This window comes from Paenibacillus sp. VTT E-133280, from assembly GCF_002264385.1.
In the GTDB taxonomy this organism is placed as follows: Bacteria; Bacillota; Bacilli; order Paenibacillales; family Paenibacillaceae; genus Paenibacillus_AQ; species Paenibacillus_AQ nitricinens.
On sequence record NZ_NFUX01000044.1, the window covers coordinates 38,475 to 61,597 of the forward strand.

Here is a 23,123-nt window from a genome sequence, read left to right on the forward strand (position 1 = left end):
GATAACCTATGCAACATCAAGGTGGAATCTTAACACATCAGCGCGATTTTCAGTACCATATCCAATATGCTGTGCCTGTGGAAATATACAGAGGCGACGTGCACATTGACATTGGTGTATTGACAGCAGTGGACGAGGGATTCGTGGAGCTGCAAGGGACACTCTATAACCGCAGCATATTCACCTTCGTCTCCCGCGCCGGGTATTGAAGCCAGCGCTTCTACCTGCATCACGCCGATAAGGGTTACATCTCCGAGAACGGAGGTGTAACCCTTTTTTACAAATATAAGAAAGTATAAGCTTCACATTATACTATATGTCTTATATTTCTCGCTTAAACGCTTACCGACCTTATAAGGACGGTAGAGCATTTATGCTTGTATTCATTGATTATATTTATTCAATTTCAAACAATTTACTAATCGACAACTCTTCATGAACGCGGATAATTGCCTCACCCATAAGTGGAGCCACGGACAACACTTTGAGTTTAGAAGTTGGGTTCGCGCTGCGAATTGGAATCGTATCTGTCACGATAATCTCTTTAATTGGAGAATTCTCCAGACGTTCATGTGCAGGACCAGACAATACCGGGTGTGTACAGCAAGCGTATACTTCTTTCACGCCGCCTTCCATCAAAGCATTAGCACCAAGTACAATAGTTCCGGCAGTATCGATAATATCATCGATCAGAATGGCTGTTTTACCTTCAATATTACCGATAATGTTCATGACTTCGCTGACATTCGGCTCTGGACGACGCTTGTCTATAATTGCAAGCGGAGCGTTCAGGAAGTCAGCAAGCTTTCTTGCACGTACTACACCGCCGTGATCTGGCGATACGACAACTGGGTTCTCGATTTGTTTGGAACGGAAATACTGAGCCAGGATGGGAACACCCAGCAAGTGATCCACTGGAATATCAAAGAATCCCTGAATCTGCATAGCATGGAGGTCCATCGTAATTACACGGTGAGCGCCGGCTTTTTCAATCAAATTTGCTACCAGCTTGGCCGTAATAGGGTCACGGGAACGAGCTTTCCGATCTTGACGAGCGTAACCATAGTAAGGGATAACCACATTGATGCTTTTTGCGGAGGCGCGTTTGAGTGCATCCACCATAACTAAAAGCTCCATTAGGTTGTCATTAACTGGGCCGCAGGTGGATTGAACAATATACACATGACAACCCCGAACGCTCTCTGACAGCTTGACCTGGATTTCTCCATCGCTAAAACTTGTAGTATGCGATTCACCCATCGGAATTCCGATGTAATCAGCGATTTGACTAGCAAGCTTTGGGTTGGAGTTACAGGTGAAAATCTTTAATTTGGAATCACAATAAGTCATAAAATTTAAACCCTCCGTGACGGAATTTAGCTTTCCAAAGGCGCCGGCGCGGAAATATAAGTCCGTCCGGCGCTTCTTAGCAACGCTTTACGATGGACTCGAGTGGTCTTTCTTCGCTTTTGCACGGGAACGGATCTTCTCTGCATATCCCGGTTTATTCTCCTGCCGTACTCTGGCAACAGCCAGATCGTTCTCTGAAACGGAACGTGTAATTGTCGAACCAGCTACAACAAAAGCCCCCTTGCCCACAGAAACCGGTGCGATAAGGTTAACGTTACTGCCAATAAAGGCATCGTCTTCAATTGTTGTCGTAAATTTATTATACCCGTCATAGTTAACAGTAATCGCACCGCAACCGACGTTTACATTCTTACCCACAGATGCGTCGCCAATATAGCTAAGATGCGACACCTTAGAACCGTCACCTATCGTAGCATTCTTGATCTCAACGAAATCGCCAACCTTCACTTCTTCTCCAAGTATAGAACCTGGACGCAAATAGGCAAAAGGCCCAACGGTAGTCCGTGCGCCAACTTGTGCTTGATTCAATACGGACTGCTTAATCGTTGCGTCATCCATGATCTGACAATCTTCGATTTCACTTGCCGGTCCGATCACACAGTTCTCACCGATTACAGTTTTACCCTTCAAGATGGTTCCTGGATAAATCGTTGTATCTGACCCAATGACTACATCTGCTCCGATATATGTCGAGGCAGGATCGATTATGGTTACGCCACCCAGCATATGTTTGCGGTTAATACGTTGACGCATAATACCTTCCGCATCAGATAAAGCTAGACGGTCATTAACACCAATAGACTCGTTAGCATCCTCAGTCTGGAATGCTAGAACAAGATCACCTTGCTCACGCAGAATACTGATAACATCTGTCAAATAATACTCCTGTTGATTATTGCTGTTAGTAACCTTCTCTAAAGCTGAAAATAACTTGATGTTATCAAAGCAATAAATTCCTGTGTTGATTTCATGAATAGCTGCCTGTTCGGCATTACAATCTTTCTGTTCGACGATCTTCATTAAGCCGCCATCTTCACTACGTATAATCCGTCCTAATCCAGATGGATCATCCATTACTGCAGTTAATACAGTCGCTGCTGCCTGACGCTCCTCATGCAGAGCCATCAATCCTATCAGCGTCTCCGATGTAATAAGCGGAGTGTCACCATAAGCAACAATCGTCGTTCCTTCTTCACCACCGAGCAAATCCTTAGCTTGTTTGACAGCGTGACCCGTACCGAGCTGAGTTTCCTGCAGCACGTATTCCGCACTTTGCCCTACATAGGCCTTAACCTTCTCTGCGCCATGCCCAACAACAACAACGGTGCGCTGGCATCCGGTCGCTTCTACTGTATCAAGCACGTGCCCTACCATTGGCTTACCGCAAACGGGGTGCAGCACCTTATATAATTTAGATTTCATTCGCTTGCCTTGACCTGCGGCAAGAACTACAGCCATTCTTTTCAAGAATGCCAACCTCCTACTCTTGAACTCACTACTGAATATATCTCATTCCGGGCAAAAAGAAAAGAGAACCATGAAGTCATGGTTCTCTTTTCTATAAACCCCATGTTAGAAAAGCATTTATCGCTGCCTTTCGAAGATGTCGTCAAATCCTTCACTAGCGCTAGCTTTTCTTGCAAGATCAAGCTGCTTAAGTCATGAAGTATATTCGGTATGATCTTATCAAAAACGGCGGATCCTACGCCACCCAAAAGGTAGCCGTCTTCCGAGGTAGCCTAAGCTCCCTCTTCAATAACTTCTTCTTCTTCTTCAGTAGCGGCGCGATCGTACTCGGCTAGAACCGCGGATTGAATCTTCTCGCGTGTTCCCGAAGAGATCGGGTGAGCGATATCGCGGAATTCGCCATCCGGTGTACGCTTGCTGGGCATTGCAACAAACATCCCGTTATTACCATCGATGACGCGAATGTCATGAACAACAAACTCGTTATCGATTGTAATGGATGCGATTGCTTTCATTCTCCCCTCAGAGTTAACGCGGCGGAGTCTGACATCCGTAATTTGCATGTGTGTGTTCACCACCTTTTTCCATCAGAGACTTGGTGTATAATTCCACACAGCAAAGCGAATTCCTTCTTTTTGATTCCATAAAATACCTAAAAAAGAAATATATTTTTTAGGATTCGTTGTTTTCGACACGCATCGGGTCATTTTCTTAATATCTCTTACGTTTTCGACAATTTCCACGCTTTTTGAAAACAAAGAAATACCAATCTATCAAGAGGAAAAGTAGTTGCCCGGATGCGCGGAAATCCGCCGCTCTTTCGAGTCTACCTCGCTGAGCTTCACTAAAGAAACATAGTCATGCAACAGACGCTCTTCCGTCTCTACTGCGCCAGATTCGACCAATACACCCACTCCAGCAACTTCGGCATTGAACTCACCGAGTAAATCAACCATCCCTCGAACGGTTCCGCCTGCCTTCATGAAGTCATCTACAATGAGTACCCGCGATTTCTCCTTGAGTGCTCGTCTAGAAAGAGACATGGTGTGTATACTCTTATGTGATCCAGATACATAATTAATGCTTACTGCTGAACCTTCTGTAACCTGATGGTCACGTCGTACCAGCACTACTGGCAAGCCGAGCTGCGCTGCCGTTGCATAGGCTAGCGGAATCCCTTTAGTTTCTACTGTCATCACCACATCGATTTCCGATCCATAAAAGGCCGTTGCGATGATCTTCCCCGCTTGCTCCATCAAAGATGGCAGTCCAAGCAGGTCCGACATATACAAGTAACCACCAGGCAGTATCCGATCTGTCTGTTCCAACTGCACACATAAACGTTTAACAAAAGAGAGCGCCATTTCTTTAGGCATCACAGGAATATAACGTACTCCACCTGCTGCACCGGCCAAGGTCTGAAGCTCACCAATGCCCTCACCTTCAAATACTTCTTTTATGATCGCCAAATCTTCACTGATGGAGGACTTAGCCGCTCCATACCGATCGGCAAATATAGACAGCGGCAGTAGGTCATGTGGCCGCTCAAGTAAAAACTGAGTCATGTCTACCAAACGTTGGCTTCTTTTTAATTTCTTCACGGAATGCTCCTCGCCAAAACCGAATATTTTATGAAAAATATATCACTTTTGTACGGGTTTACACAAGAGAAGCATACTAATTGAGTGATCTCACTGCATAGACTTCCTTGCAGAACCCACGCAGTCCATTATAAATTCTTGCTACTTTAGACTGCTTGGACACTAAACCGAATACAGTAGGTCCGCTGCCGGACATTAACACTCCGTCTGCTCCGAGCTTAACCATCGCCTCTTTGAGCTGCTGGACCTCTGGATGAAGCTTTAGGGTAACATCCTCAAGCACATTGCCTAAATGATTACATACGCCCCCAAAATCTCCAGCTTCGATCGCATCCTGCATCCTTCTAGCCGAAGGATGCACAGCTATATTATTGCTCCGAACACGTCCGTATACTTCCGCTGTCGATACATTGATAGGTGGCTTAGCCAAAACTACCCAGCATTGCGGAGGGTTCTTAATCGGCGTCAGCTTCTCGCCACGACCTGTTGCCAAGGCAGTACCACCTGTAACACAGAAAGGCACATCTGAGCCAAGCTCAGCGCCAAGCTCCTGCAGCTCCTGCGCAGGTATTCCTAGGCGCCACAGTCGGTTCAGGCCACGTAACGTAGCCGCTGCATCGCTGCTGCCGCCAGCCAGGCCAGCTGCAACCGGTATTCTTTTATCCAGATGGATATGTACACCACTCTTCACGTTATAACGCTCTTTAATAAGCCTAGCCGCTTGAAAGGCCAGGTTCTTCTCATCTAGAGGAATATAACCCGCTTGACTTGATATTATAATAGTATCCCTTGGCAGCTCAGACAGCTCTAAACGGTCTGCTAGATCTACCATGGTCATAATCATCTCCACCTCATGAAAACCGTCAGCACGCTTGTGCAGCACATCCAGCATCAAATTGATTTTAGCTGGTGCCTTCTCATACATTTTCAAGGCGTTCACCCACCTTCAGCTTTTCCCGTAAAAACAACTTAACATATTATATGAAAAACTTCTAATGAAGTCCAATAATAAAAGGGTGTCGCCAGTTGGACGCACCCTTTTTCGTTAAATAATTGTTCACACGCTAAAGATTAAGATTTCCGCGCGGCCTCTTCAGCGAGCTGAATCGCTCTTTTTACCATATTGCCGGCATCCTTCGCCCGTATTCCTCCCCAGCCTTCACGTTCCACAGTTTCGTAAAAACCAAGCTCCTTGGCTAACTCTGTCTTTAGTTCTTCCGACATCATGCCTCGTTTTCTGCGGCTCATTACGGAATTCCTCCCTTATGAAAGAAAATGATAAACCGATTGCTCAATTAGTATGCTTGCTAAGAACAAGGATCATTCACTGAATGTTTATCTGCACAAATAAAAAACAGCCCCCAAAGGAAGCTGCCCGTGAAACATTAAGCTTTAATATACATAATCCGCATCTGCCCATCATCTTCACATACTGTAATTTCCACAGATTCAGTAAGGATATCGGCATAGCTATAGGAGACTCGCTTGAATGTTTGCTGCTCCTGATCCAGTTTGACAATAAATACAGAAGGGTACGTTTCTTCCAGGACACCGGTGCGTTCTACGGTTTTACGACGACCTCCGTTTGCACGCAACGTGATCTTATGACCGACGTGAGCTTCGAGACTGCGTTTGATTTCCAACAGCGCGTTATTAGCCATTGCCTGACGACCACCTCTTTTCTTGTCCATTATACAACTTCCCCAGGTGTTTGTCAAAGCAAATAAATAATTATAGATGATGAATATTTGGTTGTCAACGGAATTTTTTTGCGGAGAATCAGAGGCGAACTAATATCCTTGTTATCTGTAATAGGTTCAGCACAAAGCAAGAAAAATAACATTGTAGATTTTTAAAGATAACTACCATTTCACGCAAAAAAAGGGTTAAGCTCATCGCTCACCCTTTCTTCGCGTTACTCTATTCGGCCACTCCAAATTACCTATTAGCTTTGAAAAATATGATCAGTACATGTCGATTAAATTGCGGAAGGTGTCACTTTTAGTTCTGACAGGTTCTGCAGACGCGGCATCCCAATACGGAAGCTGCCACGGGTCTCAATACCGCCGATTCCCTGATTACCACTAATGGTGTTGTTCAAAACCTCACTCAGATTCACCGTATCCCTAATGGGCGTGAACGACGATTTTGCCGCTACATAAACTGGGTCTAAGGCATGGATCAATATCCGTCCAGGAGAACTGGCGAAATTGGCCCCTGCCCCCAGCAGTGCTTCAAAATGTGACTGACAAGCACCTGCAACAATCGTCAACGCATCAAAATTTCGCTCATAGTCCCTAGCCACCCTAATAGCAGCTACGAAGTTTTGCGAATTTTTATAGCTGCTCAGACTGTGAAGATCGTAAGTATGCTGTTGCTTCAGCACCCCGTCATGACCGGTAATCACCACAATGTCTGGACGCACGCGGGGCAGCAGCCGGTATAAAGTGTCCGCCATTGCGGACTCATGAACATGATGACCTTCAGCGGGGATCCGCAATTGTTCGTATAAGCTAAGGCTCTTATTCAAATACGCTGGATCGCCATCCAGATGCAGTACTTTCCCCGGTACTTCAAAATAAGCAGCTTCCTTAGGCGATGGAGCCCATGCGCCTTCTGATAGAGCGCTGCCGCTCCGCTGACTTTGCTCCTGTCGGTCTTTCCGCAGCTGTGTCAGTGATTCATTCGCTTTAATCTGTGCCTGCTGTCCTCGTTCCGTAATCCGGGTAGGAGGCACTTGAACCAAGTCATTCAGAGGAGAATCCGCCAACAGACGGAAATCTGTGCCTTTGATGACCGCTCTGTCCTGCACAATATGATCTACACGAAAAGTCAAATCTCCGCCATAAGATTTACGAACGACCAAGTCTCCTAAATTCATTACAACCACCACCTCTACCCCATCGTATGGGCAAAGGCCTCAGTTGGTTCATAACTAGCTATGTTTTTAGCTTATTCAATTCCAGCAGCCAACAGAACACCGCTCAATCGGGCGTATTCTTCTAGACTTAACGTTTCTCCACGACGGGTTGGTTCAATCCCAGCTTCTGCGAGTAAAGCCTCCAGACGCTCACGTCCCTCTCCAGGGAAGTAACGAGCCTTGAGATTGTTAGCAATCGTCTTACGGCGCTGTGTGAAAGAAGCTTGGACGACCTCAAAGAAGTGCTTCTCACTCTCAACTTCTACCGGTGGACGCTCTCTTACCTTTAGACGGATTACAGCGGACTCCACATTAGGTTGAGGAATGAACACCGTACGCGGCACAATGCAGACGAGCTCAGGCTCGCTGTAGTACTGCACGGCAATGCTAAGGCTCCCATATTCCTTTCCTCCCGGAGAAGCAGCCATACGCTCCGCAACCTCTTTCTGAATCATTACAACGATGTTATCAAGTGGAAGCTTCTCTTCGAGCAGCTTCATCAGAATCGGAGTAGTCACATAATACGGCAGATTGGCAACTACGCTTACCTTGTTCACGGATGCAAAATCTTCTTTGAACAACTCCTGCAGATTTACATTCAGAACATCATCATTACGAACCTTAACATGCGGATAAGGGGAAAGTACGTCTCTTAAAATAGGAATCAATCTACGGTCGATCTCCACAGCGGTTACCGCTCCAGATGTTAGCGCCAAACGTTCTGTCAGCGCCCCAATGCCGGGACCGATCTCCAATGCCCCAGAGCCGCTATCTAGCCCGGCAGCGTCTACAATCTTGTCCAATATATTTTGATCAATCAAAAAATTCTGTCCTAAGCTCTTCTTGAACTTGAATCCATAACGTTGAATAATTTCTTTCGTCCGTTTTGGAGTTGAAATTTCCTCTCTACCACTCATGAAGTAATGCCCCCCTGATCAATTTGGGCGAGAGCTCCGGCAAATTCCTCCCGCGTAATTCCAAACATCGCCAGCCGCTTGTACAGCTGCTTGCCATTACAATATCCGATTCCAAGCAAATTACCAAGTGCCATACGTCTTTCAGCTGCCCGAGGGTGTACAAGCATTCCAGCGGCCATTAGATCATCAAGTCCGATTAAAGCAGGTGCTCCTTCAAAAGAGGTATGTACATTCCGCAGCGCATGACGAATCGCCTCTGGAGAAGCGTTCTCCACACCGATATCTCCTTTGCGGGTTGCGTCCTTCTCCGGAATGAAGGCATGCTTGCAGCCCGGCACCTTTGCAGACACAATCTTGCGGATTCGTTCACCGGCGTGATCCGGGTCCGTAAGAATAATCACCCCTCTACGCTCCATAGCAAGCGCGATCTTCGCAATTACGGTCCGGTCTACAGCCGAGCCCCCTGTTTCGATCGTATCTGCTTCTACAGCGCGTTTAACAGCGACGGTATCACTCTTACCTTCGACGACAATTAGTTCCTTAATCATATCTCTGACTCCTTCCAAAAAAAGCAAAAAAGAAGAGGTTTCGCTCCTCTTCTTTTGGTTAAAGAATGTATAAGTGATGAGCGGTTGCTCTGCGATCAACGAAATGATCATCTGGCGTTCCTTAACGGTTATCATCACTATAGCTTATCAAAGAATAATTTGCAAAAGCTTCAGCCTAGTTTAACTCCGGCTTCACAGGTCCAATCACATAAACGGTTCGTGATTTACGACCGAAATTACGAACATGGCTCAGTGAATCGTAGTAGACATCTACTTTATTGCCCTTAATGGCACCGCCAGTATCTTCTGCTCGGCGGAATCCAAGTCCCTCGATATATACCCACCAGCCAATAGGAATTACATTCGGATCTACAGCAATTGTGCGACCTTCCGTTACGCGTGTTCCGGAAGCCGTTTTGGTACCTATACCTGCCTCTTCTGACGAATAAGCTGTCATGGAGACATTCTTAATCATCTTCTTGTACTCAAAGTCTACGCCAGCCTTGCTTGTGACGTTATTAGTCTTGGCGCTAACTTTAGCCGTTTTTGAAGTGGTGTTTGATTTGGAAGTTGTTGTAGTCTTAGCTACAGCCGGCTTAGGAAGTGCTTTGGTACCAACGGCAATAATCTTATCTTTCGTTACCGTTTGTACTTCCTTACCAATCATGCGCATAGAGGCCAGTTCTCCGTCTTGGTAGATCTTTTCAATATGCTGAATCATGACGCCTGGTTTGCCTGCCTGTGCCACTCTAACTGTTCCCACAGTAAGGGAGGGGTCTGCTGTCTTGATGACTCTGAAGGGTAAGTCAGTTGTTCGCTGTACGGTCTGTTTGTTGATGCGAACAATCTTAACCTCCATGTTTGCAGAAATGGTGGTGTCTAACGAAGGGAAAATCTTATCATGACCTTCTAGGGTAATGCCCATTTTCTCAATTGCTTTACCAATTGTATCCTCGGTCGTATATAACGTTTTTGTTGCTCCATCCGCAGTAAGACTAATTTTCTGCGCACGATTGATAACGACACGGTCACCGTCTTTTATTTCATCACTCAGACCTAAAGATAGTTCATCATGCGGCTGTAGCGAAATTTGCTCTTTCTCCAACACATCACCAAGAAGCGCTTCCCGCGTTTCAAGCGTCTGTGTTTGCCCGTCTATTACTAAAAATAATTGTTTGTTACTTTGACCGTGTACGTACAGCAGAATAAGTAACGCGATAGCGACTGAAATCACGCCTGCAAGTAAAAGCACGCGAGTATTTACTTGCTCCCACCGTAATGCGAAAGACCTGCTGGATGACTGCGAATCATGGGATACTTCTGGTTGGAATACGCCCATTCTCTCCATCCTCCTTACATAGCCCCGTCGTCAATTGTATATCATGAGGACTGAATTCCTTTGACGAAACTATTTGAGATTGTCACAGGACACGCACGTAATAACTTAGCGTCTCCTGCTCATGGATCGCCTGCTCGGCACAGCTACTCCCACCCCTGTTATATAACAGTATGTGGGTAACATTCTATTTATTCAAAAATAAAAAAGCCTAAAAAGAGTTCAACTGAGGACTCTTTCGTGGCTTCTCCAATATCAGAATAGAGAATGCTTGTGCACGAGGTTGCCTCTCTTACTTGCGCTTACGGGGTTAGCTGTCGGGTTCGGACGAAAGAGAGACGCCCTATTTCAGGTCACCCGCTCATGGCGGTTGCCCTTAAATTCACCCCAAAGACCACGTGAAGAAATCAAATACTGTCCTACGGCACGTCTAAACCGTATTTTAAATACAGGCATGCGGCAGGTCAATATTGGTTCCCCCGTTCTCCATACGGAGACTCAGCGAGACGATCCATGAATATATGGCTGTCACTGTAACACAGCTCACATCACTGAAAAGATGATATCCTGTTTTGATGCATGTTGTAAAGGACGATTCAACCACGTTTAAGCAAAAATATGGTTAAAATATTGTAATATTCAGCTGTTTTTATATTAAAAAAGTTTAATATATCGGCCATTCTCTATTTTTCGCCTGTTTTTCTCCCGTTTTCACTCAATCCCAAATCGTTCCAGTGCGTTCGCATACGTTATTTTAGCCAATTCTTCCCATGTTAACCCTTTAATTTCAGCTGCTGCCTCTGCTACCAGCTTCACATGAGCGCTCTCATTTCGCTTTCCGCGGAAGGGGTGCGGAGTCAAATATGGAGCATCGGTTTCGATCAATAATCGGTCTAGAGGGGTCTGCGCAAGTACTTCTTTTGGCACTCTTGCATTTTTGAACGTAATAGGTCCTCCAAAGGATAAATGAAAACCAAGATTCAAGCACATCTTAGCCGTTTCCCAGCTTCCAGAGAACGAGTGCATCACGCCTCCAACCTCATTTGCTTTTTCCTCCCGTAAAATCCGTACAACATCCTCATGGGCATCACGATCATGAATACAAATCGGCATATTCAGTTCGCGGGCTAGTCCAATTTGCTTGCGAAAAACTTCATGCTGCACATCCTTGGGAGAAGTATCCCAGTAATAATCCAGTCCGATTTCACCGATCGCCACCACTTTCTTATGACTGCATAGAGAAGCGATCCAATCGAGATCTCCATCTTTCATATCAATCGCATCCTGAGGATGCCAACCCACTGCCGCATAAATATAATCGTAAGATTCCGCCAGCTTCATCGTTGAGGGAATCGTCTCCCGATTAAATCCGATATTAATCATCTTGCTAACTCCTGCTTCTACAGCACGAGCGATAACTTCTTCGCGATCCTCGTCGAATTGAGGCGCATCCAGATGCGTATGTGTGTCAAACAGATACATTTTAACCTTCACTCCTTGTCAAAAATGCTATATTTTTTTGTATTATTTTGCAAAAATCTCTGCGATAGAAGAAGGCAATCGTGTAAGCACTTTTCTCAACTTATCCTGAGGAAAATAAAGATGATATCTGCCACGGTGAATGCCGCTAATAGAACGTACAATATCGGATACCTCTGAAATTTCCCGCAGATGATCATGCCGATCAAGCAGCAGAATTTGTTTATTGTCAAAAGCTTCTCCCGGACGGAACACATCATAGGGCAGATCTGTCGGAAAATCAATCTCCAAATCATATTCTGGGTGAAGACCCGCTGCCGCAAAACTGCTGCGAATTTCAGTAATCATATCTGTATCGAGATTCTCCATCTCAACGTATTTATACAGTTTACGATGAATAAAACGGGTGCACAAGTCGCTTAGTAGCTCATCTTTTTCAAGCGTCCACTGCATAAAAGCCGTCTGTACCAGTGCTTCATCCAGCATTAAATATTGCTTTACTGTCACCTCACCACGGAACAAATCCTCCAGCGGATTAATCATGAAACTAAAATTGTACCCCTCTTGGAAAAGCTCCTTGGCTCTACGGAAAATTTGTCGCAAGATAATCTCTGAGCTACGTGTCACCGGATGAAAATACACTTGCCAGTACATTTGATAACGCGACATTAAATAATCTTCAATGGCATGCATTCCCGATTCTTTTACAACAACTCGACCATTATAAGGACGCAGCATTCTTAAAATCCGATCAATGTCGATCGTTCCATAGTTTACACCTGTATAGTACGCATCACGCAGCAAATAATCCATGCGATCAGCATCTAGCGGACTTGAAACCAGATTTACAACAATTTCATGCTCATAAGTTTTAGCGATTACTGAGGCTACTTTACGAGGAAAATCCTCCTCCACATCACGCAAGATCTCAGTAATCTCTGTGTCCTCCAGAATAATTCGACAAGTCCAATCCTCATGATTCATTTCAAAGGCTTCTTCTATAGAATGGGAAAATGGACCATGCCCCAGATCGTGCAGCAAAGCCGCACACAAGGTGAGCAGACTTTCTTCAGGAATCCAATCCTTATAACCGCTTCGTTCAAATTGCGAAATAATTCTACGTGTAATTTCGTATACCCCTAGAGAATGAGAAAACCGACTATGCTCTGCGCCATGAAAGGTGAGATACGAGGTACCCAGCTGGCGTATTCGGCGTAAACGCTGAAATTCCTTTGTATTTATTAGTCGCCAAATAATAGTATCCTGCACGTGGATATAATTGTGAACCGGATCTTTGAAAACCTTTTCTTCTGTGAGCGGCTGCTTCATGAGATCAACTCCTTTATTAAATTTAATATGATTTTAACCAATATAAGTATATAATAAGTAATTATGTCGTACTTTGTCGAATGATGACGTTTTTAGTCTTGGTAAATCGACAAAGTTTATTTTTACTTTTTTTTTAGAATTCGCAATTGGTATAGGCAATTCAAAGTTTTAGTGAAAAAGTTCTTAATTCAACCTATGAAAAAAGGTTGACTGTTTTGGGAATCGTTGGTATTATGAATATCATAAAACAGTGAACAATGTCGAATAATGACGTTTTTGGAACATTGAGAGGAGTAACGATTGGTATGATGAAATCAACAGGAATTGTAAGAAAAGTAGACGAACTTGGACGGGTAGTTATTCCCATCGAATTACGCCGTACTCTTGGCATTGGTGAAAAAGACGCACTTGAAATTTACGTTGATGGTGAGCGCATTATGCTTAAGAAATATGAGCCTGCCTGCATTTTCTGCGGCAACGCTGAGAACGTAACTTACTTCAAAGGAAAAATAGTTTGTCATGAATGCATTTCTACTATCCCTACCCCTGTGACAAACTAAAATAAATAGTATATAATAGAACTAATCAAATTGTTAATTCTAACCTTTTCATATCTCCTTGACCTCCCGTGACCGCGGGAGGTATTTTTTTTTCTGCAATCACCTGTGTTTCCCGCTCCAAAAGATGTCTACAAGGATTTACTCCCCCCATGATACCTAATAATGATGGGGAATGCGGTGAGAGCATGAAGTAAACCGAGTTTTTACCATGATCTGGTCTATATTGGGCTTCCTTTTGGGAACCACCTTCAGGCTAGAATCTCGTCAGCTTCGTAATACCCCTCCGCACCTTGTTAACCTCTTAGAATTAGAATCCGTCAATAACACTTACTGCTGCTCCGCTTTATCCAGAAGTGCGTTATAAATATCCCGCTTTGACACACCACGATCAGAGGCTGCTTTTTTCATAGCTTCTTTACGCGGCATATCTGCTGCTTCGTAATGAGCAACATGTTCTTCAATACTTAACTGGCGCCACCAAGCCGATTCCGCCATTTCAGCATCTTCCTTGCTCTCACCTTCAACGACAATGACATACTCACCAAGCGGTGGATGTTCAGCGAGCCAATCCGTACATTCCTCGATCGTCCCACGTAGAAACTCCTCATATCTCTTCGTCAGTTCACGAGCAAGCACAATTCGCCGATTGCCAAATGCTTCATGGAGATGAGCCAGTGTCTTCACCACGCGATGTGGAGATTCGTAGAACAATATAGTCCCTTGCGCCGAACGAAGTGGACTTAATACCGCACGGATATCTTTACGTTCTCGAGGTAAGAAGCCGATAAAGGTGAAAGTAGTCGTAGGCAGACCAGAGGCAATCAATGCTGACAAAGCTGCGTTAGCTCCGGGTATAGGAATTACTGGTATACCGTGACTTATGGCAAGGGCTACAAGGTCTGCACCAGGGTCGGAAATGGCTGGTAAACCGGCATCGCTGACGAGTGCCAAATTTTTTCCTTCTATTATATAGCGGATAAGTTCAGGTCCACTTGCAGCCTTATTATGCTCATGATAACTGAACAGCATAGAGGGTGTAATTTCAAAATGACTCAACAATTTCCGGGTTTGTCTTGTATCCTCAGCTGCAATAATATCGCATTCCTGCAATGTGCGAACAGCACGATAAGTCATATCCTCTAAATTACCGATGGGTGTTGCAACCAAAAAGAGTGAACCGGTTGATTCCTGCTTATGTGTATTGTTATTGTTCTGAAAACTGCTTTGGCATGATATCGTCATGATTTACCCTCTTTAGCACCATAGTAGATGTCCATAATTTCTGGACAGTATTGATTGTCCTCATTATATACAATGAGTGGTGGATGTAAACGAACCTCCGGCTTACCATCACGTATCGCTTCGATTAATACCATGTTAGCCTCCAGATGCGCACGTGGATGTACAAAGCGGATAATTTTGGGCTCGAGCCTATATTTTCTCATCAAACTAATAATATCGACCAATCGTTGTGGCTTGTGAACCATACTTACCTTTCCTCCGGTGCGAACCAGTCTCACACAGGCTTGAATAACCTCCTCCAGTGTACATCCGATTTCATGACGAGCCATAGCCTGATGAGTGTTCAGCTTGAGGTCACTGCCGTTAAGCGGCATATAAGGAGGATTGACTGTTATTGCATCATATACGCCATGTCCTGCTACTTTATATAACTCACGTAAATCGCCTTCATGGATCACAACCTGATCCTGTAGCCCATTTAGAGCCACGCTACGTCGAGCCATATCCGCTAAACGGGGCTGAATTTCAATCCCTTCTATAGAAGCTTTAGTTCGGGTCGTCATCAAAATAGGAATTACACCATTTCCAGTACAAAGATCCAGGACTCTCCCACGGGGCGGAACGCTGGCGAAACGGGCAAGCAGTACAGCATCCATAGAAAAGCTGAATACTTCATCACTTTGAATAATTCGCAAGTCATGCGTTAATAAATCATCCACCCGCTCCGTCGGCAGCAAAGGAACAGATATATCGTTAAAAGAATTTGTCATGTAGTAATCTCCTAAAATTTTTGTTGAGCTAAAATCTCTGTGCATAATCATCGAAACAAGACTATCTTCATTCAGCTGAAATTCAAAAAAAACCGTAGGATCAATCTCCTACGGCTGGATATCCTCATTTATTAAGAAAAGAAAGACAGAACAGACAATCACCTTCCGTGCGTAAATGTCCAAAATAAACATTACAGATGTGAAAGCCTTCATGGTAAAGCCGGGCCAAGTTGTCATAACCTTCCCCGACAACCTCTTCTGTTCCCTCTCCGGCAGCTAAAAGAGCTTCCGCCTCCGCAGAATCTACGGTAGGATCCAAAGGTGCATCCCGCTTTAAAATTTTGCGAAGCTGTTCATTTTCCAGAGTTAACCTCTGATTCGCTTCCATCAGTTCTTTTACCGTCTGTTTCCATTCTCCAAGATTGGCGCGCATCGTTTCCATCTGTGCTTCCATATCCTGCATGTGTGCAAATATATTTTTCTTCTCCAAGTTTCCACCCCGAAAGTAACCTTATAATGGTTTACTTGACGACAACATCATCCATTGGAAGTTCCTTAACTTTGCCCACTTCAAACAACTGTACATGAACCGTACGGCTTCCGGCATTAAGTCCTACTACTTTGCCATCACCCAATGAGGTCACGACAATCTTGCCGACCGCTGGCATTTCTTCCTTCACACTCTCATAATTGTCATGCTCAAATTTCAAACAACACATCAGACGTCCACAAAGTCCTGAAATCTTCGTCGGATTAAGTGACAGGTTCTGATCCTTCGCCATTTTAATGGATACGGGTTCAAAATCCCCTAACCAAGATGAACAACAAAGTACTCGCCCACAAGGTCCAAGTCCACCTAGCATTTTAGCCTCATCACGCACCCCAATTTGCCGTAGCTCAATGCGGGTCCGGAAAATACTTGCTAGATCTTTAACCAATTCTCTAAAGTCGACCCGTCCTTCGGCCGTAAAGTAAAATATAATCTTATTACGGTCAAAAGTAAACTCTACATCGACGAGCTTCATTTTGAGACCATGGTCGCGTATTTTATTTAAACAGGTGGTAAAAGCCTCTTTAGCGGCCCCTTTGTTCTCTTCAACTACGCGTGCGTCGGTTTCTCCGGCAATACGCATCACTTTTTTGAGGGGCAAAACTACGTCGGATTCTTCCACCTCTTTTTTACCTACGACAACTTTACCGTATTCAACCCCACGTGCTGTCTCCACAATAACATATTGATCCCGTTCAATCGGAAAATCAAGTGGATCAAAATAATATATTTTACCCGCTTTTTTAAAACGGACACCTACTACGCTGTACAAAAATTAACCCCCTTGTTTGCCGGTAAAAGGAACCTATGGGCATGTCCGCTCCCTGATGATCCATGCTTGTCCTTCCTCGTCTGTTAAAACGATATTTCCAGGTAAAGCGACATCCGGAGGATATATCATAACTAATCCTTTAACTTTCCAGTCGGATTAAAAACTGCTCCAGACACAACTGGGCATTGGCATTGGATCGCAGCTTCTTCGAACTCTCTGCAGCAAATCCCATATAAGCCACCCATTGTTCCGCACTCCGCTCACGGGCATGCCTGGAAATAAAGTCTAACTGATCTATGAAAACGATACTCTCATGCTTACGATACAGGAAGTAAAGCATATCTTTAAACCACAGATGGAACATGCTGAAGAAGATATCCAAATGTTCAGCGAGTCCGGTCTTGAACAGCTTCTGCCCAGCAGTTGCTACAGCGGAGCTGCCCTTGCCTAAGGACTCCTTAGCTAATTGTAACATTACATTTCTCATTTCTGCAAACCAATTCTGTTCCAAAAGTTTCCTGCAACCATCAAATCCTGAACTAAGTGATACTGCACATCGAGCTAAGGGTATGGGAACGCCCTCACTTGCCAGAGCTTGGAGCATAATATCCGGGTTTAACGGACTAAATGGAATCCGCTGGGTCCGCGACTGAATGGTTGGCAATAAGGAACGGCTATTATCAGAAATTAAGATTCCAACAGCCGGAGCTGGTGGTTCCTCCAGAAATTTCAGCAGACTATTGGCAGCTTGTACCGTCATTTTGTCTGCTCCATCTATAATATATACTTTCGGATTCACACCCTCTGACCGATAGGAAAAGACGCGCTGCAGCTCACGGATTTGATCTATTTTAATACTTGCCCCATCTGGCTGCAGCAGTGACAAATCAGGGTGGTTTCCATGCTCTACTTTGCGGCACTCCAGGCATTCCCCACAGGCATCGTCCTTGCTCTGGGTACAAAATATAGCTTGGGCAAACATCAGCGCCGTTTTCATTTGTCCACTGCCTGCTGGCCCTGTAAATAAATAAGCATGACTCACAGCTTCTTTGCGCAAGGCATTTTGGAGTAGCCGCGTGGCGTTCTCCTGGCCTACTATATCATGAAAAGGCATAATTTCCTCCCAAAACTTTCAAACATAAACGCCTTCGGCGCCCTTATAAGGACGGTAAGTGTTTAATCAAGAAATATAAGGATAAAGTATAGTGTAAAGCATATACTTTCTTATAATTTAAAAAGAAAGGTTGATTAACAACCCGCGGATTTCTCCAACACGTCCCAACAAATCTATCCGGCCCTGCTCGCTATTCAGCAAATCATCTGCCATAGATAGCAAAGCCGAATCAATTTCCTCAAGCAGCTTGTAACGCTTGCCACGGCCACGCCGATCCCATCCGCGTGTTTCTTTCAGAGTAACGCCTCTTCGAGCCGTTTCTTCCAGAAACCTTTTGATCATCATCCGGTATATAGTGAGTTCACGAATCGTCATGGACTTAGATAAACGATCCCCTTGAGACTGTATCTCTTTGATCTGGCGATTTAGTTCGTCTTTGGTTTTCTGTTCACTTTGCTGCTGAAAAACATCAGAGAATGTTTTTTGCTGAACGGGTTTATTAGCCCCTTCTGCATTTGTCATTTCACTCTTCAAGGGCCTATACCCCGGATTGATCTTCAAAGGTTATCTACCGCCCTTTTTGTAAATGACTTGCTACTCTATATTATACTTAATAATGTTCAAAACGATCTACAGGAAGTACGAATACAGTAGCTCCACCGACTTGTACTTCGACAGGAAGTGGCAAATACGAATCCGTTGTTCCACTCATCGGTGTTACCGGAGTAACTAATTGCTCACGGACTTTACAGCTGTTTCGGATTACGGTTAATACAGATTCAATCTGACTGTCTTCTACCCCGATCATAAATGTCGTATTCCCTGCCCGTAGAAATCCACCTGTACTTGCAAGTTTAGTAGCACGGAAATTGGCTTTAACTAGCTCGCTGGACAACCGGTTACTGTCTTTATCCTGGATAATTGCAATGATCAACTTCATCTTCGCATTCCCTCCCAATAATTTTATGGTGTATTACTACTGAAAGCCCTCTCGTAGTAACCCTTACATCATAAGCACATGCCTAATTATATGTCACTTCTCTTAGTATATTAGACAAAACACCCTAAAAACCCTTTAATACTCTCTCTTCAAGAGTTCTCACAATATCTTGTTCTACCATATGGATCGGGCGATTAGCATCCAGAACTACTATTCTGTCCGGATTGTCCTGGATTAATAATTGATAGCCTTCACGAACCTTTTGATGAAAAGAAAGACTTTCCAGATCCAGGCGATTGATTTCCCGTTCTTCATTCGCTGCAATTCGTGACAACCCTATCTCTGGATCTACATCCAGATAAAAGGTTAGATCCGGCATCCGGTTCCCAATCGCAAAACGATTAATACTCCATACCTCATCCACTCCGAGCCCTCTCGCATGCCCTTGATAAACAAGGCTGCTGTCTACAAAGCGGTCACAGAGCACAGTAAGCCCTTCTCTAAGAGCCGGTTCAACGACTTCAGCGAGATGTTGGCTTCTTGCTGCAGCGTATAGCAATGCCTCTGTACGCGCATCCATAGCTGTATGGGAAGGATCAAGAATAATGGAGCGAATCTTCTCAGCAATCTCAACGCCACCCGGCTCACGTGTAATTCGATAAGGCATGGACCGGTTCTGTAAATAGGCTGCTACTCTACCTAGTACCGTTGTTTTTCCGGAGCCTTCGCCCCCTTCTAATGTTATAAAGAAACCTTCTTTTCCCACTTATGCTTCTCCGCCCTTCTTAATGTTATATACCTCAATACGCTGCAAGACCGGATCAGCACAAGCCTGAAATTTGGCGCCTCCTTTAGCTAAACCTGCCAGCCTTCTTTGGATCAGATCTGTGATCGCTTCACCCGGATATAATATTGGGATGCCTGGTGGATAGGGAATAACCATCTCTGCCGCCACTCTATCCACACATTGTTTAAGATCAATGCTTTCAATCTCATTCGCTGACACCGGCTTCAATGAAAAGGGGACAGGATTTGAAATTTGCAAAGAATGGAAATTGTTCCACGTGGAAATATTGCGAGAACCTGATAAGTCGGGAGCGTTCAGTGATTCGTAAGGTTCCTCCGAATCTATTTCTCGCAGCGTCTGCAGCAGTTGATCTGCGTCTCCAGCCTTTGATCCAAGGCTGAACAACAGCACTACGTGCCGTTCGTCGCTCATCTCCGGCACGCAGCCCTTTGCTTCGAGCTTGTGCTGCAGCTCGAAGCCGCTCAGGACCCCGGTGGCGTCATAAATGACGACTTTAAAGGGGTCCTGTGTCACGTACGCCGCCAAAGAATCAGGCCGCGTATTCGGGTGCAGCGGCTTTGCCGGCTGCACTAGTCCGTAGCGCGGCAGCTCCGCGAGCCCGCGCCTCAGGACGTCCACGGCGGCCAGCCCCGCCGTGAAGGCATCATTGCCCCGGCTGTGCAACAGCCGCCGGGCAAGATCCAGCGACGCCATCATAGGATATGATGGGCTGGAGCTCTGCACCATAGCGAGCCGCTGCCGGAGCAGGGCGCGGTCGAGCCGCGGCCCCTGAACATGCAGCATAGCGCCCATGGTCATCGCTGTGAGCATCTTGTGCGTGGACTGCACGACGCCGTCCGCGCCACAAGCAAGTGCCCCGGCTGGCAGCGCCGGGTGCTGCCCATAATGCGCCCCGTGCGCCTCATCCACAAGCAGCGGTACACCGCTGTCGTGACAAATACGCGCCAGGGACGCAAGATCACTACCCATGCCATAATAATTCGGCATGGTAACAAGCACAGCTGCGGCTTCGGGATAGGCTGCAAGTGCAGCCTTAACAGCTTCTGCCGCCGGCGCAACTGCCAAACCGCTAAACGGGTCTATCTGCGGTTCCAGAAAAACAGCACGCACTCCGGCCAACATCAGTCCATGAATGACTGACTTATGCACATTGCGTTGAAGAATCATAATCATTCCAGGCTCGGGACAAGCGGTTAGAATAAGAGCCAGATTGCCTGCTGTACTCCCTCCAACCAGAAAAAAGCTTTCCTCTGCTCCAAAGCAATCTGCGGCTAACTCTTGCGCTTCCTTGATAACTCCTTCAGGATGATGAAGATCATCCGTTCCGGAAATTTCCGTAACATCATACTTCATTACCTCATCTAAAAAGCCAGCGCCTTCAACGCCATCATATGCCTCTCCATTCTTATGACCTGGCACATGATATGATCTATTACCCATCATTCTATATTGTTCCAGCATTTCGTATATAGGCGCCCTACAACGTTGTAATTTATTCATATTAAATTCCTTCCCATAGGGTTCCTTCTATTTTAACGTAAATATTCGAAAACGCCTACGCTTCAGTGTAAAAGCAGCCCTTTGGACAACAAAACGGCTCCTCCCGCCTGAAGAACGAGGAAGCCGTGTATTGAATATTACTAATGCAGCCTTCGTATCTTTCATCCAGACCGCTCTCTTAATTGCATCATTTAACAGAGTTACTCTACTTAAGCATTCTTTTGCAATCCGATCTTCTTCATCCGGCCGATAAAAAAACGGTACTTGGCATCTTCAGCCTCGGTACGTATCATCTCTGCCTCACATTCCTCGCAAATAAAATGCGAGACAATCACAATACCTTCCTCTTTTACCTGTCCACAAATGATACAAGCTTGCCCGGTTTGCTGTTCCATAACCATCCCACCTTGACTCTTTTAAGAACAGTATGATACACCTTCTATCATTTTAAACCTTTTCATAGTTTTTTCATATCCTTTGTATCGTGCATTATATATATTCCGTTGCAGTTATATCGGTGAATTTCCGCCGCAGTTTAATAAAATACATCCAATCGCCGATATTAAGAACATACGAATTCACGAGGAGGTTAGACTATAATCTATGGAACCCACTACCAAAGGTGCAGCTACATTCTATCAATATAAACTAATTAAAAAAGTCAATCTAACGGTACGCCTGCTGCCTATTTATATTATGCTTCCCTTATTAGTCCTTGTGCTCGAAACCGTATTTCTTTCCTGGTGGAGCATTCTCTACATAATCATAGCAGCGCCTGTAGCCTTCTGGGTTCAATATGTCATTTCACGCTCAGTTCTTTTAATCTCAGGACATCCCATTTCAAAAAGATGGTCTGTCTCATTTAAACTGCCTTGGTTAGGGTTTATGCCTGATCAACACATTAGCTACCGTATATTCCGTAAAGTACAGCTACATAATTTCTATATCGGTCTTTGTATTGCAGCACTCTTTATTTTCTGGTCACCGCCAGCATTTACAGTATCACTGATCACTTGCCACTTATGGCTCCTACTGCCTCGTCTTTATACCCTGTTCAGACTGAATCGACAGGATCAGGGAGGTATGCTAAAATTCAATCCGACCGATGTATCCTATTACTCTCAGTAAAGTGCATCAGTACAGATCATATTATTTTCACTTATTAAAAAATAAACCGCCATCCTTAGGGATGGCGATTCTTTATTTTGTCTTAAGGCCTTTAATGGAGGTCTTCTTTTCTTTAGGAATCATCACTACAAAATAATCATCATGCACTGTTAAATGAACCGTTAACCCATCCTTCAGAAAAACACCCGAAGAATCACTATCATCATCTTCCTGTTCTGTCCATCCCCAGGCTTTAATAGCACCCAAATAAGGATCCGGAATACCATTCTTCTCCTTTAATCCAGGTAAAGAATAACGTACATAATCCATAGCAACGTTAGTAGTAGTCTGGTCTGGTGAGTTTGCTTCATGTGGGACAGGAAAGCTTTTCTCAATGAGTGCACTCTCAAAAGTATCCCACTTAGGTTCTTTAGTCCCGCAGCTTGCCAGTATTAAAGTTAAAATACAAGAAATCATTATTAACTTAAATATTTTTAATTGTTTCATGCCTTAAATCCTCCCTACCTCTACAATGCATCTAAAGACACAAGAAAATTCAAAGTTAGAATTTATGAGTAGTTCCTTCGTATTAAAGATCTGCTAACTATTAGCACTTTTCTATTATACTTGTATCCACCGCAGCGTCGGTAACAAAAATGTCATTCCACAGTAACCTATACTAATGTTATTACTATCCTTAAATACTTGCATAATAAAAAAATAAAAAAAGCCACTGCTGATATTATCAACAATGGCTTAATCTGCTTGGCAACGTCCTACTCTCCCAGGACC

27 protein-coding genes and 1 riboswitch are annotated in these 23,123 nt (G+C 44.6%); of the genes, 3 read left to right on the forward strand and 24 right to left on the reverse strand.

What is annotated here, in order from left to right; genetic code table 11:
- The first annotated feature begins 8 nt into the window (after positions 1-8).
- Positions 9-209, forward strand: a complete 201-nt coding sequence (locus tag CA600_RS18820; RefSeq protein WP_094872014.1) for a hypothetical protein — start codon at positions 9-11, stop codon at positions 207-209.
- Positions 210-396: 187 nt separating this feature from the next.
- Here the strand turns inward: CA600_RS18820 and CA600_RS18825 are convergent, their stop codons facing one another.
- The 13 genes from CA600_RS18825 to CA600_RS18890 form a co-directional block, all read right to left on the reverse strand.
- The gene (locus CA600_RS18825) at positions 397-1,350 is read right to left on the reverse strand and encodes a ribose-phosphate diphosphokinase (protein WP_036678796.1); all 954 of its coding nucleotides are present in this window, start codon (positions 1,348-1,350) and stop codon (positions 397-399) included.
- Positions 1,351-1,437: 87 nt separating this feature from the next.
- Positions 1,438-2,838, reverse strand: a complete 1,401-nt coding sequence (glmU, locus tag CA600_RS18830; protein WP_042183845.1) for a bifunctional UDP-N-acetylglucosamine diphosphorylase/glucosamine-1-phosphate N-acetyltransferase GlmU — start codon at positions 2,836-2,838, stop codon at positions 1,438-1,440.
- A gap of 272 nt (positions 2,839-3,110) precedes the next feature.
- Complete coding sequence (spoVG, locus tag CA600_RS18840) at positions 3,111-3,401, reverse strand: septation regulator SpoVG (RefSeq protein ID WP_042123119.1); 291 nt, start codon at positions 3,399-3,401, stop codon at positions 3,111-3,113.
- Between the two features lie 210 nt (positions 3,402-3,611).
- Positions 3,612-4,439 (reverse strand): pur operon repressor, encoded by an 828-nt coding sequence (gene purR / locus CA600_RS18845; protein WP_042183840.1) that lies wholly within the window; start codon positions 4,437-4,439, stop codon positions 3,612-3,614.
- Positions 4,440-4,515: 76 nt separating this feature from the next.
- Positions 4,516-5,370: a 4-(cytidine 5'-diphospho)-2-C-methyl-D-erythritol kinase gene (gene ispE / locus CA600_RS18850; RefSeq protein WP_094872022.1), complete on the reverse strand. Its 855-nt coding sequence runs from the start codon at positions 5,368-5,370 to the stop codon at positions 4,516-4,518.
- Positions 5,371-5,510: 140 nt separating this feature from the next.
- Entirely contained in the window at positions 5,511-5,687 is a 177-nt protein-coding gene (locus CA600_RS18855) for a small, acid-soluble spore protein, alpha/beta type (protein ID WP_042183837.1), read from the reverse strand.
- Positions 5,688-5,824: 137 nt separating this feature from the next.
- On the reverse strand, positions 5,825-6,100 hold the full coding sequence (gene veg, locus CA600_RS18860; protein ID WP_019914493.1) for a biofilm formation stimulator Veg: 276 nt from the start codon (positions 6,098-6,100) through the stop codon (positions 5,825-5,827).
- Between the two features lie 317 nt (positions 6,101-6,417).
- Positions 6,418-7,320, reverse strand: coding sequence for a sporulation peptidase YabG (gene yabG, locus CA600_RS18865; protein WP_094872024.1), 903 nt, complete (start codon positions 7,318-7,320; stop codon positions 6,418-6,420).
- A gap of 71 nt (positions 7,321-7,391) precedes the next feature.
- The gene (gene rsmA, locus CA600_RS18870) at positions 7,392-8,276 is read right to left on the reverse strand and encodes a 16S rRNA (adenine(1518)-N(6)/adenine(1519)-N(6))-dimethyltransferase RsmA (RefSeq protein ID WP_094872025.1); all 885 of its coding nucleotides are present in this window, start codon (positions 8,274-8,276) and stop codon (positions 7,392-7,394) included.
- On the reverse strand, positions 8,273-8,824 hold the full coding sequence (gene rnmV, locus CA600_RS18875; RefSeq protein WP_042183831.1) for a ribonuclease M5: 552 nt from the start codon (positions 8,822-8,824) through the stop codon (positions 8,273-8,275). The genes rsmA and rnmV overlap by 4 nt, the downstream gene beginning before the upstream one ends.
- 175 nt (positions 8,825-8,999) lie before the next feature.
- Positions 9,000-10,163 carry a 3D domain-containing protein gene (locus tag CA600_RS18880; protein WP_094872027.1) on the reverse strand — a complete coding sequence of 388 codons (1,164 nt, stop codon included), beginning with the start codon at positions 10,161-10,163 and terminating at the stop codon, positions 9,000-9,002.
- 281 nt (positions 10,164-10,444) lie between these two features.
- A riboswitch (cyclic di-AMP (ydaO/yuaA leader) is annotated at positions 10,445-10,674 on the reverse strand.
- Between the two features lie 197 nt (positions 10,675-10,871).
- Positions 10,872-11,642, reverse strand: coding sequence for a TatD family hydrolase (locus tag CA600_RS18885; RefSeq protein ID WP_094872028.1), 771 nt, complete (start codon positions 11,640-11,642; stop codon positions 10,872-10,874).
- A 42-nt stretch (positions 11,643-11,684) separates the two neighbouring features.
- Complete coding sequence (locus CA600_RS18890; RefSeq protein ID WP_094872030.1) at positions 11,685-12,968, reverse strand: HD domain-containing protein; 1,284 nt, start codon at positions 12,966-12,968, stop codon at positions 11,685-11,687.
- 305 nt (positions 12,969-13,273) lie between these two features.
- On the opposite strand from CA600_RS18890, the gene CA600_RS18895 reads away from it, so the two are divergent.
- Positions 13,274-13,528, forward strand: a complete 255-nt coding sequence (locus CA600_RS18895; RefSeq protein ID WP_042123095.1) for an AbrB/MazE/SpoVT family DNA-binding domain-containing protein — start codon at positions 13,274-13,276, stop codon at positions 13,526-13,528.
- A gap of 327 nt (positions 13,529-13,855) precedes the next feature.
- Here the strand turns inward: CA600_RS18895 and rsmI are convergent, their stop codons facing one another.
- The 10 genes from rsmI to CA600_RS18945 form a co-directional block, all read right to left on the reverse strand.
- On the reverse strand, positions 13,856-14,770 hold the full coding sequence (gene rsmI / locus CA600_RS18900) for a 16S rRNA (cytidine(1402)-2'-O)-methyltransferase (RefSeq protein ID WP_094872031.1): 915 nt from the start codon (positions 14,768-14,770) through the stop codon (positions 13,856-13,858).
- Entirely contained in the window at positions 14,767-15,540 is a 774-nt protein-coding gene (locus CA600_RS18905; RefSeq protein ID WP_042183822.1) for a tRNA1(Val) (adenine(37)-N6)-methyltransferase, read from the reverse strand. The genes rsmI and CA600_RS18905 overlap by 4 nt, the downstream gene beginning before the upstream one ends.
- 124 nt (positions 15,541-15,664) lie before the next feature.
- Positions 15,665-16,030, reverse strand: a complete 366-nt coding sequence (yabA, locus tag CA600_RS18910) for a DNA replication initiation control protein YabA (RefSeq protein WP_042123089.1) — start codon at positions 16,028-16,030, stop codon at positions 15,665-15,667.
- A gap of 31 nt (positions 16,031-16,061) precedes the next feature.
- The gene (locus CA600_RS18915) at positions 16,062-16,862 is read right to left on the reverse strand and encodes a PSP1 domain-containing protein (protein WP_042123087.1); all 801 of its coding nucleotides are present in this window, start codon (positions 16,860-16,862) and stop codon (positions 16,062-16,064) included.
- Between the two features lie 139 nt (positions 16,863-17,001).
- Complete coding sequence (gene holB, locus CA600_RS18920; RefSeq protein ID WP_094872033.1) at positions 17,002-17,976, reverse strand: DNA polymerase III subunit delta'; 975 nt, start codon at positions 17,974-17,976, stop codon at positions 17,002-17,004.
- A 117-nt stretch (positions 17,977-18,093) separates the two neighbouring features.
- Entirely contained in the window at positions 18,094-18,537 is a 444-nt protein-coding gene (locus tag CA600_RS18925; RefSeq protein WP_094872035.1) for a YaaR family protein, read from the reverse strand.
- A gap of 49 nt (positions 18,538-18,586) precedes the next feature.
- Positions 18,587-18,916, reverse strand: coding sequence for a cyclic-di-AMP receptor (locus tag CA600_RS18930; protein WP_042183817.1), 330 nt, complete (start codon positions 18,914-18,916; stop codon positions 18,587-18,589).
- Positions 18,917-19,040: 124 nt separating this feature from the next.
- Positions 19,041-19,682 carry a dTMP kinase gene (gene tmk / locus CA600_RS18935; RefSeq protein WP_094872036.1) on the reverse strand — a complete coding sequence of 214 codons (642 nt, stop codon included), beginning with the start codon at positions 19,680-19,682 and terminating at the stop codon, positions 19,041-19,043.
- Positions 19,683-21,224, reverse strand: coding sequence for an aminotransferase class I/II-fold pyridoxal phosphate-dependent enzyme (locus tag CA600_RS18940; RefSeq protein ID WP_094872038.1), 1,542 nt, complete (start codon positions 21,222-21,224; stop codon positions 19,683-19,685). It lies immediately after the preceding gene.
- Between the two features lie 209 nt (positions 21,225-21,433).
- Positions 21,434-21,619: a sigma factor G inhibitor Gin gene (locus CA600_RS18945; protein ID WP_042123074.1), complete on the reverse strand. Its 186-nt coding sequence runs from the start codon at positions 21,617-21,619 to the stop codon at positions 21,434-21,436.
- A gap of 208 nt (positions 21,620-21,827) precedes the next feature.
- Between CA600_RS18945 and CA600_RS18950 the strand changes: the two genes are divergently transcribed.
- Entirely contained in the window at positions 21,828-22,352 is a 525-nt protein-coding gene (locus CA600_RS18950) for a hypothetical protein (RefSeq protein ID WP_094872040.1), read from the forward strand.
- A 72-nt stretch (positions 22,353-22,424) separates the two neighbouring features.
- Here CA600_RS18950 and CA600_RS18955 read toward each other — a convergent pair whose 3' ends face one another.
- Positions 22,425-22,838, reverse strand: a complete 414-nt coding sequence (locus tag CA600_RS18955) for a hypothetical protein (protein ID WP_094872042.1) — start codon at positions 22,836-22,838, stop codon at positions 22,425-22,427.
- Positions 22,839-23,123: the final 285 nt, after the last annotated feature.